This window comes from Pantoea sp. DY-15 (assembly GCF_019795935.1).
GTDB classification, from domain to species: domain Bacteria; phylum Pseudomonadota; class Gammaproteobacteria; order Enterobacterales; family Enterobacteriaceae; genus Pantoea; species Pantoea leporis.
The window spans coordinates 768,855-781,139 of sequence record NZ_JAIMIF010000002.1; the positions used below are offsets into that span (position 1 = coordinate 768,855).

Below are 12,285 nucleotides of genomic sequence, written 5' to 3' on the forward strand. Positions count from 1 at the left end.
AGACATCATGAAAAAAATACATCGTTCACTTCTCGTTACGCTGTTAGTGAGTTCCGTTAGTTTTTCAGCGGCGGCCAAAGATGTCACCGTTATGATTTCGGGCGGATTTAAAGCGGCGCTGGAAAAACTGGCCCCACAATTTGAAGCAAAAAGCGGCGACAAGATCATTTTGATCTCCGGTCCTTCGATGGGGAGAACGCCTCAGGCGATTCCCGCGCGCCTGGCGCGCGGGGAGAAGGCGGATGTGGTGATTATGGTCGGTGATGCGCTAAAAAACCTGGAGAAGGATAACTGGCTTCAGCCGGGCTCGCGCGTTGAGCTAGCCGACTCTTCAATTGGTATGGTCGTTAAAGAAGGTGAGCCTAAACTAAATATTAAAACGGATGCAGATCTGCGTAATGCCCTTTTGCAGGCCAAATCTATTGCTTATTCTGACAGTGCCAGCGGCCGCTATGTCAGCAGCCAACTGTTTAAAAAACTGGGAATAGAAGACCAGGTAAAAACAAAAGCGCATAGGGTAGAGCGCATTCCGGTGGCATCCGAAGTGGCTAAAGGCAATTATGCCGTCGGTTTCCAGCAAGTGAGTGAATTGCTACCTGTGCCGGGCGTCACCTTTGTGGGTGAACTGCCTGAAGATGTGCAATACGTTACCCGTTTTGCCGGTGCGGTGACCGCCAAAGCAACAAACGGGCATGAGGGCAAAGCGTTACTCAACTTCCTCTCTTCGGCTGAGGCGCAAGATACTGTGCGCGCTACCGGATTGCGATCGGTGACGGCTGAACTGCCGGTTAAACAACACGATACTGTTCAGTGATCAGCTTCTCTAACTCAGCTGCAATGTAGGATTGCATACGGCCACTGCGCCTGATCAGGCCAACCGTACGCTTTACCACCGGCTCAGTGAGTGAAAGGTGTGTGAGTACTGAATGCTCTGACATCGGCATTGACATAGCGGGTACGGCAGCCATGCCGATACCCGCTTCAACCATACCTAGCATGGTGGTCACATGACGGGTTTCGCAGATACTGGGGCGCTCAGGAACGATGTGATCCAGCATCTTATCAAGTAGATGGCGGTTACCGGAGGTCTTATCCAGCTCAATGTAATCCTGCTGATAAAACTCTCGCCAGGTCAGGTTTTTTTTATTGGCTAATGGATGATCCCGCCTGCAGGCCGCCACGTAGACATCGCTCGTCAAGGGTATAAATTCGATAGTGGTTTGCAAATCTCTGGCGAAACAGATGCCGAAGTCTGCCTGACCACTGGCTACTGCTTCAATGACGTTTCCAGCGCTACTATCAATGATTTTCACACGCACTCGTGGATAGCGTGTCTGGAAACGGCGGATAACATCGGGCATAAAATAGTAGGCTGCCGAGGGCACAGTGGCAACGGTGACCAGCCCTACACGATCCTGACTCACCTTATTAATATCCGCTAATACCAGTTCAACATTCGCCAGCAGCTGATCTGAGCGTTCAGCAAAGGTCCGTCCATATAGTGTCAACGTGACACGCCGGGTCGTTCTGTCGAACAACTTGATCCCTAACGCGGATTCCAGCTTTTCAATCCTACGACTCAACGCTGACTGGGAAAGGCAGATGGACTCAGCGGCAAGCCGAAAATTACTGTATTCAACCAGCGCACGGAAGGCATAAAGATCGTTAAGGTCAAAGTTTACAGGCATAGCAGCAGACAGTCCTTTGGAGCCAGCGGGTGTTCAAAGGGCAATGATAGCCACATTATTGATTACGGTAACCACGTCTTACCTACAAATGTTATTACTTTTCATGTTGGCAAATAATTTTGTCATGGAATGGTCATTATTTCCCCATCAGCATTTCTGGCAGCGTGCTGCGTTGCCGGAACCACGCGGCAAAAAAGCCGAAGATAATGCAAAACTCGGCAATATCTCCGCCGTAATACATCCACTGCGCAGCCTGCTGGATTTCTTCAGAGCTGGCTAAGGTTCCACGTGGGTATCCGAAGCCGTACATCAACTTCGCAAGAATAGCGTGAGCGGCCGTAGCAAAAAAAATTGCCGCCAGACGCACAGTTCTCGATGGACGGTGAGGCGCGGGATCGGGCCCGGCGATAGACCAGGTAAACAGGTAGCCGGAGAGGACAAAATGCAGATGAAGAAAGATAAACAGGGCGGGAATGGCCATGCTCAACGCATATAACGGAGTGAGATAAAGAAGATACATCCCGCCAATATCCAGCGAAGCAGCAGTAAATGGATGGATTAAAAAACGTATCGGGCGGGTGCGGAGAATATTCATCATACCGCGCGCCCATCGTGCGGAAATAGTGCGTAACATCAGGGAGCCGGGCGCACCAAATACCAATCCCAGAGGTCCAAACATGCCGAGGAAAAGATGCTGCAGCATATGATCGCGTAAGTCATGATGCGCCCAGTTAGCCAAAGGCGGCAACATGGATACCACGATCAGGGCGATGCCGGCGGTAAAGCTGGCTATGCGCCAGGCGCTCCAGCGGGCAACCCGGCGTATACGGAAAGCGGCGATCAGGTAAATAAAGAGGATGACAGCAGGAGCTATGACCAGAAGAATAAATAGCGCGACTGAATGGGACATCGCCGCAGGATGCATCATGGGATCCACGGATTAAACTTCCGTTTTAGCGGATAGAGCAGACCGCGCGTGACGATAAATCAGCAAGCCTGCCACCAATAACAGCACAGCAGACAGATTCCAGATAAGGTCATAAAGCAGCACGTTATCAACATAGCGGATCTGATGCAGCCTGAGCAGTTTGTGATCGACAATCCCATCAAACAGCTGAAAAGCCCCCAAACCCACAATGAATCCCGCCCACGCTGCCGTGCGGTTGAGTTTTCCACGGCTTCGCAGGTCCGCAAACATGAAAAAACCAAGCACGAAAAGAATCAGCTCGCCTGCGTGCAATAATCCATCTGAAAGCAGGCTAAACGCGGGTGTGCCCCAGTCAAAGAAGTGATGCCAGGCCAGAATCTGATGAAATATCACTTCATCAATTGCCGCCATCATACCGATACCCAGTGGAAGGGTGGCTATGAATGAACGTTTCAGGTCGGGATGAGGACTGGAATTTAAAGTTGGCACTACGTTCTCCGGGCAAAAGTTAAATTTTACTTAAGAAGCGTAGATGATAATTTCCGCAGCCCGGCCAATTTACGCCAGCGTTATGTCGGGCAGGGCGCACGACATTACCGAAAGCGGTTTTTCAGAGATTCCGCTGAGATTGTGATGATAGCAATCAGGCCTTGAAGCGATGAGAAATTGTGACCAAAATATCCACTGGTCACTCATCGTTTACATCAGCTCACCGAGCAAAGTTGAAATATGACAGAGAAAAAAACTACCGCCGCCACGCGTGGGCCTTCCGATCACACCATCCGCGATCAGATTGTGGCTGCCGCCATGGAGTACTTTAGCCATTACGGCTTTGAGAAAACCACCGTATCCGATCTCGCGCGATCAATCGGCTTCTCCAAAGCCTACATTTACAAGTTTTTCGGTTCTAAGCAGGAAATCGGTGAAGTCATCTGCGCCAATTGCCTTACGGATATCACGGAAAGGCTGAACGCTGCGCTGGAGCAGTCACCTTCCGCCACGGAAAAAATAAAGCAGCTGTTTCAGACGCTTGCTGTGGCAGGCTGCGAGCTGTTTTTCCGCGAGCGTCGGCTGTATGACATCGCCGCCGCCTCCTCGCGTGAGCACTGGCCTGCTGCTGTGCAATATGAGGATTCCCTGCGTGAAATCGTGCTCGCCATCCTGCGCGCAGGACGCACTGCCGGGGAATTTGAGCGTAAAACGCCGCTGGATGAAACGGCCGCCGCCGTCTATCTGGTACTCAGACCTCTTGCCGATCCACTCCAATTGCAATCCTCACTTGATACGGCCAGAGAAGATGCAAGCCAATTGGCTGCATTAGTACTTAGAAGTCTCGCTCCGTAATTTGTGACCATTGACATAATTGGTCACTAGTCAGAGAATGGCGTCCTCATACTTTCCTTGAGTAAGGTAACCCATGCTCCGGCATCTCCCTTTGTTGTCCGTCATCTGCCTGCTGCCGGTCATTCTGACTGGCTGCGGCGAACCTCTATCAGCCGCTGACGATCCGCGCTCCCGGCCGCCACTCATCAGGACGGCGACCGTCGAGCCTGCGGCGGGTCAATCTCGCGTTTTTACCGGCATTGTGGCCGCACGTTTTCAGAGTGACCTGGGTTTTCGCGTGTCGGGCAAGGTGCTTGAGCGTCTGGTTGATAAGGGGCAAAGCGTCAAACGCGGCCAGCTGCTGATGAGGCTCGATCCCGCTGATCTCGCGCTGCAGGTCCGCGCTGCGGAGGGTGCGGTAAACGCCGCCCAGGCACGCGCGCGCCAGACCGGCGATGATGAGAAACGCTATCGTGGATTGGTGGGTTCTGGCGCGGTCTCTGCATCCTCTTACAGTCAAATTCGTGCAGCGGCAGATGCCGCGCGTGCCGATCTGAGCGCCGCGCAGGCGCAGGCACGCGTGGCGCTCAACGCCTCGCAATATGCCGTACTGAGTGCTGATGCCGATGGCGTGGTGGTGGATACGTTGGCCGACCCAGGCCAGGTGGTTAGCGCCGGTCAAACGGTTGTGCGCCTCGCCCGCGCTGGTCAGCGTGAGGCGATGGTCAGTCTGCCGGAGACATTGCGTCCGCAGGTTGGATCGCCAGCCACGGCCATCCTGTATGGCAGTGGAATCGAGAACCATGCCAGGCTGCGCGAGTTGTCAGACTCGGCGGATGCAGCAACCCGCACCTACGAAGCACGCTATGTGCTGAGCGGTGCCGCAGCCGGTGCTCCACTGGGTTCAACCGTAACCCTGCGTATCCCGGAATCTGCGGCGACGCAAGAATCCTGGTCAGTACCGCTCAGTGCAGTGTGGGATGCGGGACGCGGTACTGGCGTCTGGCTGGTGGAAGGCAAACCCGCCAAAGTCACCTGGCGAGCCGTGACGCTGCTCGGCATCAGCGACGACAGTGCGCGCGTGTCGGGTCCGCTTCAGAGCGGGGAACAGGTGGCCGCGCTGGGCGCACATCTGCTGCATGAAGGTGAAGCCGTCCGCATCGGAACGCTTGGGTCGCAAGGAGCCGAGCCATGAGCCGCAATCGCTTTAACCTCTCGGCCCTCGCGGTGCGTGAACGATCGGTTACGCTGTTCCTGATCATTCTTGTTACGGTTGCCGGCATAGTGGCTTTTCTTGGTCTGGGAAGAGCGGAAGATCCCCCGTTTACCGTCAAGCAGTTGACGGTGATCACCGCCTGGCCTGGCGCCACCGCGCAGGAGATGCAGGATCAGGTGGCTGAGCCGCTGGAGAAGCGGCTGCAGGAGCTGAAGTGGTATGACCGCACCGAGACCTATACTCGTCCCGGAATGGCATACACCATGCTTTCCCTGCAGGACAGCACGCCGCCTTCTGAAGTGCAGGAGCAGTTTTACCAGGCACGCAAAAAGCTCAGCGATGAGGCGCGCAACCTGCCGGCAGGTGCGATCGGGCCGATGGTTAACGATGAATTCTCGGATGTGGTTTTTGCCCTCTATGCACTGAAAGCAAAGGGTGAACCGCAGCGATTTCTGTCTCGTGATGCCGAAAAACTCCGCCAGCAGCTGCTACACGTTGCGGGCGTAAAAAAAGTCACCATTACCGGCGAGCAGGCAGAACGTATTTATGTTTCCTTTTCCAGCGATCGCCTCGCTACGCTGGGCATTACACCGGAACAGATATTTAACGCCCTGAACGGGCAAAATGCCCTGTCACCCGCCGGTTCGATACAAACGCGCGGGCCCGAGGTGTTTATCCGCCTCGACGGAGCGCTGGATACGCTCGAAAAAATCCGCAACACGCCGGTCGTCTCCGGTAATCACACGCTACGGCTTGTCGACGTGGCCAAGGTCGAACGTGGCTATGTCGATCCGCCCGATTTTCTCATCCGTAATGAGGGTGAACCTGCACTAATGTTGAGCGTGGTGATGAGGGAAGGCTGGAACGGTCTTGAGCTGGGTAAGGCGCTGGAACAAGAGGTCCGAAATATAAATAGCGACATGCCGCTGGGCATGACGCTCACCAACGTTTCCGACCAGGCGGTTAACATCAGTTCGGCTGTCGATGAGTTCATGGTGAAGTTCTTCGTGGCTCTGCTGGTGGTGATGGTGGTGTGCTTTGTCAGCATGGGCTGGCGCGTTGGCATCGTGGTTGCTGCCGCGGTTCCGCTGACGCTTGCCGTGGTATTTGTGGTGATGGCCGCCACGGGAAAAAACTTTGACCGCATCACGCTGGGTTCACTCATCCTCGCACTGGGTTTACTGGTTGATGACGCCATCATTGCGATAGAGATGATGGTAGTGAAAATGGAAGAGGGCTATGACCGCATCAAAGCATCGGCCTACGCCTGGAGCCATACGGCCGCGCCGATGCTCGCCGGCACGCTGGTAACCGCGATCGGCTTCATGCCCAACGGCTTTGCGCAGTCCACCGCTGGTGAATACACCAGCAATATGTTCTGGATCGTGGGGATTGCCCTGATTGCCTCGTGGGTGGTGGCAGTATTGTTTACCCCTTATCTGGGCGTGAAGATGCTGCCCGACATCAAGCCGGTGGCCGGTGGCCACGCGGCAATCTATAACACCCGCCACTACAATCGCTTTAGACGGTTGCTAACTAAAGTCATCGCGCATAAGTGGTGGGTGGCAGGCGCGGTGATTAGCTGCTTTGTGCTGGCCATCATTGGCATGGGGCTGGTGAAAAAACAGTTCTTCCCGACCTCCGATCGTCCTGAGGTGCTGGTTGAAGTGCAAATGCCTTACGGCACCTCAATAGAGCAGACCAGCCAGACCACGGCGCGAATTGAGCACTGGCTGAAAAAGCAAAAAGAAACCCGCACGGTAACCGCGTATATCGGGCAGGGCGCGCCGCGTTTTTATCTGGCGATGGCCCCGGAATTGCCGGATCCCTCATTTGCCAAAATCGTGGTGCTGACCAATGGCGAGCACGACCGTGATGCGCTGAAGCAGCGTCTGCGAGAAGCGGCAGCAGATGGGCTCGCGCCTGAAGCGCAGGTGCGCGTTACACAGCTGGTTTTCGGTCCCTATTCGCCTTATCCGGTCGCTTACCGGGTGATGGGTCCCGATCCAGACGTACTGCGCCAGCTGGCCGCGAAAGTGAAAGTATTAATGCAGGCCAGCCCGATGATGCGCACCGTCAACACCGACTGGGGTTCACGTGTGCCGGTAATGCATTTCAGGCTGGATCAGGATCGGCTGCAGGCGATGGGGCTAACGCCTGCCGGAGCGGCTCGTCAACTGCAGTTCCTGCTAAGCGGGGCATCTATCACGGCGATTCGTGAAGATATCCGATCTGTGGAAGTGGTTGGTCGTGCAGCCGGAGAGGTGCGCCTCGATCCCGCGCGCCTTGACGCTCTGACGCTAGCCGGAGCCGATGGGCAGCGCATTCCACTCTCGCAACTCGGTGAAATCGACATCCGCATGGAAGATCCGCTGCTGCGCCGCCGCGACAGAACGCCAACCATAACGGTGCGCGGCGATATTGCTGACGGATTGCAGCCACCGGATGTCTCAAGTGCGTTGAGCCGGGAACTTCAGCCATTAATCGCGTCACTGCCGCCGGGGTACCGTATTGAACAGGCGGGCTCGATTGAGGAGTCGGGTAAAGCGACCAAAGCGATGCTGCCGCTGTTCCCAATTATGATTGCCCTGACGCTGCTGATCATCATCCTGCAGGTGCGTTCCATGGCAGCGATGGTGATGGTTTTTCTGACCGCGCCGCTCGGGCTGGTTGGCGTTGTGCCCATGCTGCTGCTATTCCAGCAGCCCTTTGGCATCAATGCACTGGTTGGGCTGATCGCGCTGTCAGGGATTCTGATGCGTAATACGCTGATCCTGATCGGACAAATCCATCAGAATGAGCGAGAAGGCCACGATCCTTTCAAGGCTATCGTTGAGGCAACGGTGCAGCGCGCCCGGCCGGTTCTGCTGACAGCGCTAGCGGCGATTCTGGCATTTATTCCACTGACGCACTCCGTGTTCTGGGGCACGCTGGCTTACACGCTGATTGGCGGGACGCTGGGCGGCACCATTATGACGCTGGTGTTTTTACCGGCGATGTATGCCATCTGGTTCCGTGTCAGGTAGGCTAATGCTGAAAAAAAATCCCCGCCTGGAGCGGGGAAGGAAATATGAACAATATGCAAAGACTCTCGCACGCTGTGCGTGCTGTGTGTAACCTTCGTACCAAGTATGAAGCGATAAAAGAGTAGTAGCAGTATTTAACGCCTGCAACTCAGGTCCACAAATAAAAAATGAAAAGGCTCGGGGACGAGGCCATTATCACTTCAATCATCACAGCAATGGTTTGGTGGACAGTCCTGAAATCACTGCCTGGCTTCGTTTATCCTCGTCAGTAAAACCCGAGCGTTTTTTTCAACGTGGTCATTTTAAAAATGAGAAATCGATTAATAAATGGCATTTATTTGGAATAGCCAAATAAAAATTATCAATTATCTTGATGATTGAGTTCATAAATAACCGAAGCGGTTTCATTTTGATAAAGATGCAATTTAAATGACTGTAATAGGAGCTAAAATAAAAAAATATAACCCGTGCATTTTTTTTTATCTCCTATAAATTGACCCAGCGGTACTCTCCGCACGTAACGAATGATGCTTTGCATCGCCTCTGAAAGCGTTAGAGATTTCCACTTTCAGAGGTCATTTTTTCCTGCCATAAAAGTCCAATCCTTTTTTACTTGCCCTATCTCATATTAAATATTCATCAATTCACGCCAATAAAGCTGTACAACATTGCGATCATTGTATAAGTTTACTGCATGACGATCTGATTAAATTATGAACACGTGAGGTTTCCTTGCAACAGAACCTGGGAAAATGCCATTCAGTAAATGATATTGCAGCGTTTTTCAGCCGCAGCTCTCTCTCTTCTCAACACTAAATGTTGAACAGAGAGTGATATGAAAAATCACCATGAACAAAAGTTGAGTGATCTTCTCATCGGCGAGGCGGTAATAGCATTGCTGCGCGAAAAAGCCGGCATCTCGCGACGTGCGCTCCTCTCGAAGCTTGAATGTATGCTGAAAGCCGAAAAGGATGAAGAACGCGCGCGCGCAATACTTCTCGCTATGCAGGATGTGAAGAAAGAAATTGCCGAGAGTGAACCCCCTAAAGTTGGAGACCGGGAGCATATGGCAAATTTTGATATAGACAAATTCGGTAATGACGACTCAACCCGACATTAACGCCGGCTAAGGGCTTAAGTGCTTGGAAGAGAGACAAAAAATGCGCAACTCATTAAGGATATTTTATGCAGCAGAATACTATCGAGTCAGACCTGCAGAGTTATTTACACAGCACCGGTGACCAATATGCACAGGAAAAAGAAGTCATTGGTATCATCGTAAAGTCATTGATCGCAGAGAGAGGAAGAGTAACGAACAAGGCCATCATTATGAGTCTGATAGCGGAGCTGGAAAGTGCGACAGATATTGAGCAACTCGATGTGCTGCGCAACTGCCTTGAAATCGTTGTAGGCCGTACGCCTAATGATGATGATTAATAAAACCAATCTATTCTATTTGCCTATCAGCGGGGAGAGTTGTGTCAATTCCCCGCTTTTCTAACCGCTACATCCATATTAAAAATACTGATCCTCATGTCCCTGAGACTTTACTCACCAGTAAAAAAATGCCCAACGTTCTTCTTCACCCGGAGTAAAGCCCACCACCATTTTTAACGCGTTGAGTAACGCGTCAAGTTGCAACGGGTCCGTGGTATTTTCAATTTCCGAGATGAAGTACAAAATAATGGCGCTATTGGAGACACTCTTACCCTGACTCTCAAGCGTCTGGATGGCGGAGTCAATCAGTGTCTTCTCCGCAGAAAGGTTGTCACCTGCGTTTTGGAGATAGTCAGTAATGTCTATTTCGCGGGACGTTTGCTGTGCGCTTTGTTGCATTTTCTCTCCTTGTGATCAGATATTTCTGCGGCAACGTTTGAAAGATGTTTACGCTATTGCGTTGGGTGTTGGCTAAACAAACCCATGCTTTCTGGGCTATTTACCCAGTTAAAAGTCATTCAAAACTAAATTTAGCGCATATTTCTGTTATGGCACGCCTTTCATGGATAAAAATTCATTAATGAGCGGTTTAAAGCCTGAATCCCTTCGACGGGATCGTGACTGGCTTATCTCGCCAACAGATAAAACTTAGCGATCAAACAGCATGCCGATTAATGTCTGATAATGGCGTTCTTCTTCTTGAGTGGCTGCGACTTCGAGACGTCTTAACAGTTTAGTACAGATAGCCTTACGATTAAGGTTCTTGCCTGCCCGCAGGATTTCGACAACAATTTGACCTAGCGTTTCTTGCTGAGTTGGCGCGCTTGCTTTGCTAAAATAATGTGCAATATCGCTGGCTGTATCGGGAAATTTAGAAACACTCTGACGCATGCGAACCTCGTAAAAGTTGGGATAGTCGATTCTGTCTGAACATAAAGTTAGACAATCTTTTAAAACTTGTACAGGATTAATTTATCTGTACAGATTTTCTTTTTAAGCAAAAGATGCTTATCCTTTTTATTCAGGTGGTTATGTTTGGTTGTGAGAACAGCTGTCGGGTTCTGGTTGTTGAAGATAAGGGTAAATTTGTACAAAGAGAAAGGAGGCGATTAACTGGAGGAGGGGGTATTGAAAGGTTCAGGGAATGAAGTCTGTTTAACTCACTTACTTATCGACATAATGCGGAGCGCCCTGAGGCGCATCCTCTGCCTGAATCAACGTTAGTCACCCATTAACGATCATTGTTGATAGCGCGTAAATGTCTGGATGCTGAAAGCCAACGTAGCTCTTCGCGGTTTCGTGGGGAGGTTTCGACAAAGGCTTTTAGCCAGCGTCTGGCGTCGGCTATCTGAGCAAGTCTATTGTCGCTGGCATCGCCTTCGGCCATGGTGCCCAACTCAATGATGAGGGAGTGAATGTTGATTTCCTTCTGACTCACAGCAAGATTAATCACTGCCTCGCCAATAATGATATGGCCTTGTTCTTCGTCATGAAATAACACTGCGTTTCCTCCAATATTTTCGATTACCGTAGGAATAGTGTAGTAACAAACTTCCTTAAGGTCTTTAAGATTGTTTAGAGATTACGGTTTATCAAATTTTGCATGTTAACGTTGCTGCTCAACTTGCTGATAATTATCTTAAATTATGCCAGATGTAAACGCATTGCTTGATGATAAAGAAAAGTCTCAAATTTCGAGGGAAAATAATGAAATCGTTTTCAAGATAAAACTTGCCTCAATTAATGAAGATTTTGATACGTAATTTGGGAATGGGAAATGAATATTGCCAAATAACAGGTGGGGATTAATTAAGGAAGGGGAGAGTGTCGTCCCTGACATTTTCTCCAGCCGGTACACGTTAAACGCGACCGTTGAGGTCATCTTCGTCGTCGTCTTCCGGCCAGAGCCGGACTACGTCCTTAGGCGTCAGTTCGTTTCGTCGTTCAAGCCTGCAAGCGTTTGCAGGTATGGCACGTTATGGACAGCGCGATCGGGCTCTTCGAAACTCTTCAGCCATTTTGTGGCTTCAGAAATATCAGACAACCTTGCCTTGCTGCCGCCTGCATTTGCCATATGTTCCAGTTCGTCAATCAGTGATTGTACGCTGACAACTCTCTGTCCCAAGGCAATACTCAGTGCCGCTTCGCCAATAATGACGTAGCCTTTCCCGTCGTGTTGAAAAGACATTAACCATCCTCCATTTTCACGTTTATGACAACCTCGACTTAAACTGTAGGCGCTATGACGGATTTAGCTAAAGGTTAATTCCTAAAAGTCATGAAATCTTAGATTTATATATTTTCTAAGTGACTATTCACTGCCGTTATTAGGTGCTAATGCAGGGTGATATTATGTACAATTTTGCATGAAAGAGGTTTAATGTTAAAGGTGTTAAGCGCTTCTCAATGATGGATATTGACTCGGTGAAATAATGGGAAGGCACTACAAAAAGGGCTGATATATTTAATTCTAAAGTAATCCATGAACAGCTGTATAAATATGAAAGCGCAAGGATGCAATAAAACCCTTTGCAGGTAACGATATTGGTTTCGTTACATTTACGGATAGCCAGCTTATTACGCGGAAATTGGCGGACACCAGCTGCATATTATGCACCGCGCTGTTATATCTGGAGCCCCACCCAGCCATAGCGTATCCACAAGACG

General features: G+C 50.9%; 13 protein-coding genes. 6 read left to right on the forward strand and 7 right to left on the reverse strand.

From position 1 onward, the window contains the following. Positions 1-7: 7 nt before the first annotated feature. Positions 8-814: a substrate-binding domain-containing protein gene (locus K5Y32_RS12255; protein ID WP_222184124.1), complete on the forward strand. Its 807-nt coding sequence runs from the start codon at positions 8-10 to the stop codon at positions 812-814. On the opposite strand, the gene K5Y32_RS12260 is transcribed toward K5Y32_RS12255, so the two are convergent. The 3 genes from K5Y32_RS12260 to K5Y32_RS12270 all read right to left on the reverse strand — a co-directional run bounded on the left by K5Y32_RS12260 (position 789) and on the right by K5Y32_RS12270 (position 3,105). After that, complete coding sequence (locus K5Y32_RS12260) at positions 789-1,688, reverse strand: LysR family transcriptional regulator (protein WP_110867105.1); 900 nt, start codon at positions 1,686-1,688, stop codon at positions 789-791. The two genes, K5Y32_RS12255 and K5Y32_RS12260, sit on opposite strands and share 26 nt — an antisense overlap. A 136-nt stretch (positions 1,689-1,824) precedes the next feature. Further along, on the reverse strand, positions 1,825-2,616 hold the full coding sequence (locus K5Y32_RS12265; RefSeq protein WP_255602585.1) for a cytochrome c oxidase assembly protein: 792 nt from the start codon (positions 2,614-2,616) through the stop codon (positions 1,825-1,827). Positions 2,617-2,628: 12 nt separating this feature from the next. Next, the gene (locus tag K5Y32_RS12270; protein ID WP_222184127.1) at positions 2,629-3,105 is read right to left on the reverse strand and encodes a DUF2243 domain-containing protein; all 477 of its coding nucleotides are present in this window, start codon (positions 3,103-3,105) and stop codon (positions 2,629-2,631) included. Between the two features lie 240 nt (positions 3,106-3,345). Here K5Y32_RS12270 and K5Y32_RS12275 point away from each other — a divergent pair, with 240 nt between their 5' ends. From K5Y32_RS12275 to K5Y32_RS12295, 5 genes are all read left to right on the forward strand, one after another. Further along, the gene (locus K5Y32_RS12275; RefSeq protein WP_222184129.1) at positions 3,346-3,960 is read left to right on the forward strand and encodes a TetR/AcrR family transcriptional regulator; all 615 of its coding nucleotides are present in this window, start codon (positions 3,346-3,348) and stop codon (positions 3,958-3,960) included. A 73-nt stretch (positions 3,961-4,033) separates the two neighbouring features. Beyond that, entirely contained in the window at positions 4,034-5,134 is a 1,101-nt protein-coding gene (locus K5Y32_RS12280; protein ID WP_222184131.1) for an efflux RND transporter periplasmic adaptor subunit, read from the forward strand. Then, positions 5,131-8,181, forward strand: coding sequence for an efflux RND transporter permease subunit (locus K5Y32_RS12285; protein ID WP_222184132.1), 3,051 nt, complete (start codon positions 5,131-5,133; stop codon positions 8,179-8,181). Before K5Y32_RS12280 ends, K5Y32_RS12285 begins: the two co-directional genes overlap by 4 nt. Positions 8,182-9,016: 835 nt before the next feature. Then, the gene (locus tag K5Y32_RS12290; RefSeq protein ID WP_222184135.1) at positions 9,017-9,301 is read left to right on the forward strand and encodes a hypothetical protein; all 285 of its coding nucleotides are present in this window, start codon (positions 9,017-9,019) and stop codon (positions 9,299-9,301) included. A gap of 65 nt (positions 9,302-9,366) precedes the next feature. Next, a complete protein-coding gene (locus K5Y32_RS12295) occupies positions 9,367-9,618 on the forward strand; it encodes a biofilm development regulator YmgB/AriR family protein (protein ID WP_101761239.1) in 252 nt (83 codons plus the stop codon). A 114-nt stretch (positions 9,619-9,732) separates the two neighbouring features. Here the strand turns inward: K5Y32_RS12295 and K5Y32_RS12300 are convergent, their stop codons facing one another. From K5Y32_RS12300 to K5Y32_RS12315, 4 genes are all read right to left on the reverse strand, one after another. Further along, positions 9,733-10,017, reverse strand: coding sequence for a biofilm development regulator YmgB/AriR family protein (locus tag K5Y32_RS12300; RefSeq protein WP_101761240.1), 285 nt, complete (start codon positions 10,015-10,017; stop codon positions 9,733-9,735). Positions 10,018-10,266: 249 nt separating this feature from the next. Further along, the gene (ycgZ, locus tag K5Y32_RS12305; RefSeq protein WP_101761241.1) at positions 10,267-10,509 is read right to left on the reverse strand and encodes a regulatory protein YcgZ; all 243 of its coding nucleotides are present in this window, start codon (positions 10,507-10,509) and stop codon (positions 10,267-10,269) included. Positions 10,510-10,849: 340 nt separating this feature from the next. Next, on the reverse strand, positions 10,850-11,119 hold the full coding sequence (locus tag K5Y32_RS12310) for a hypothetical protein (RefSeq protein ID WP_101761242.1): 270 nt from the start codon (positions 11,117-11,119) through the stop codon (positions 10,850-10,852). Between the two features lie 426 nt (positions 11,120-11,545). Beyond that, on the reverse strand, positions 11,546-11,806 hold the full coding sequence (locus tag K5Y32_RS12315; RefSeq protein WP_192235272.1) for a hypothetical protein: 261 nt from the start codon (positions 11,804-11,806) through the stop codon (positions 11,546-11,548). Positions 11,807-12,285: the final 479 nt, after the last annotated feature.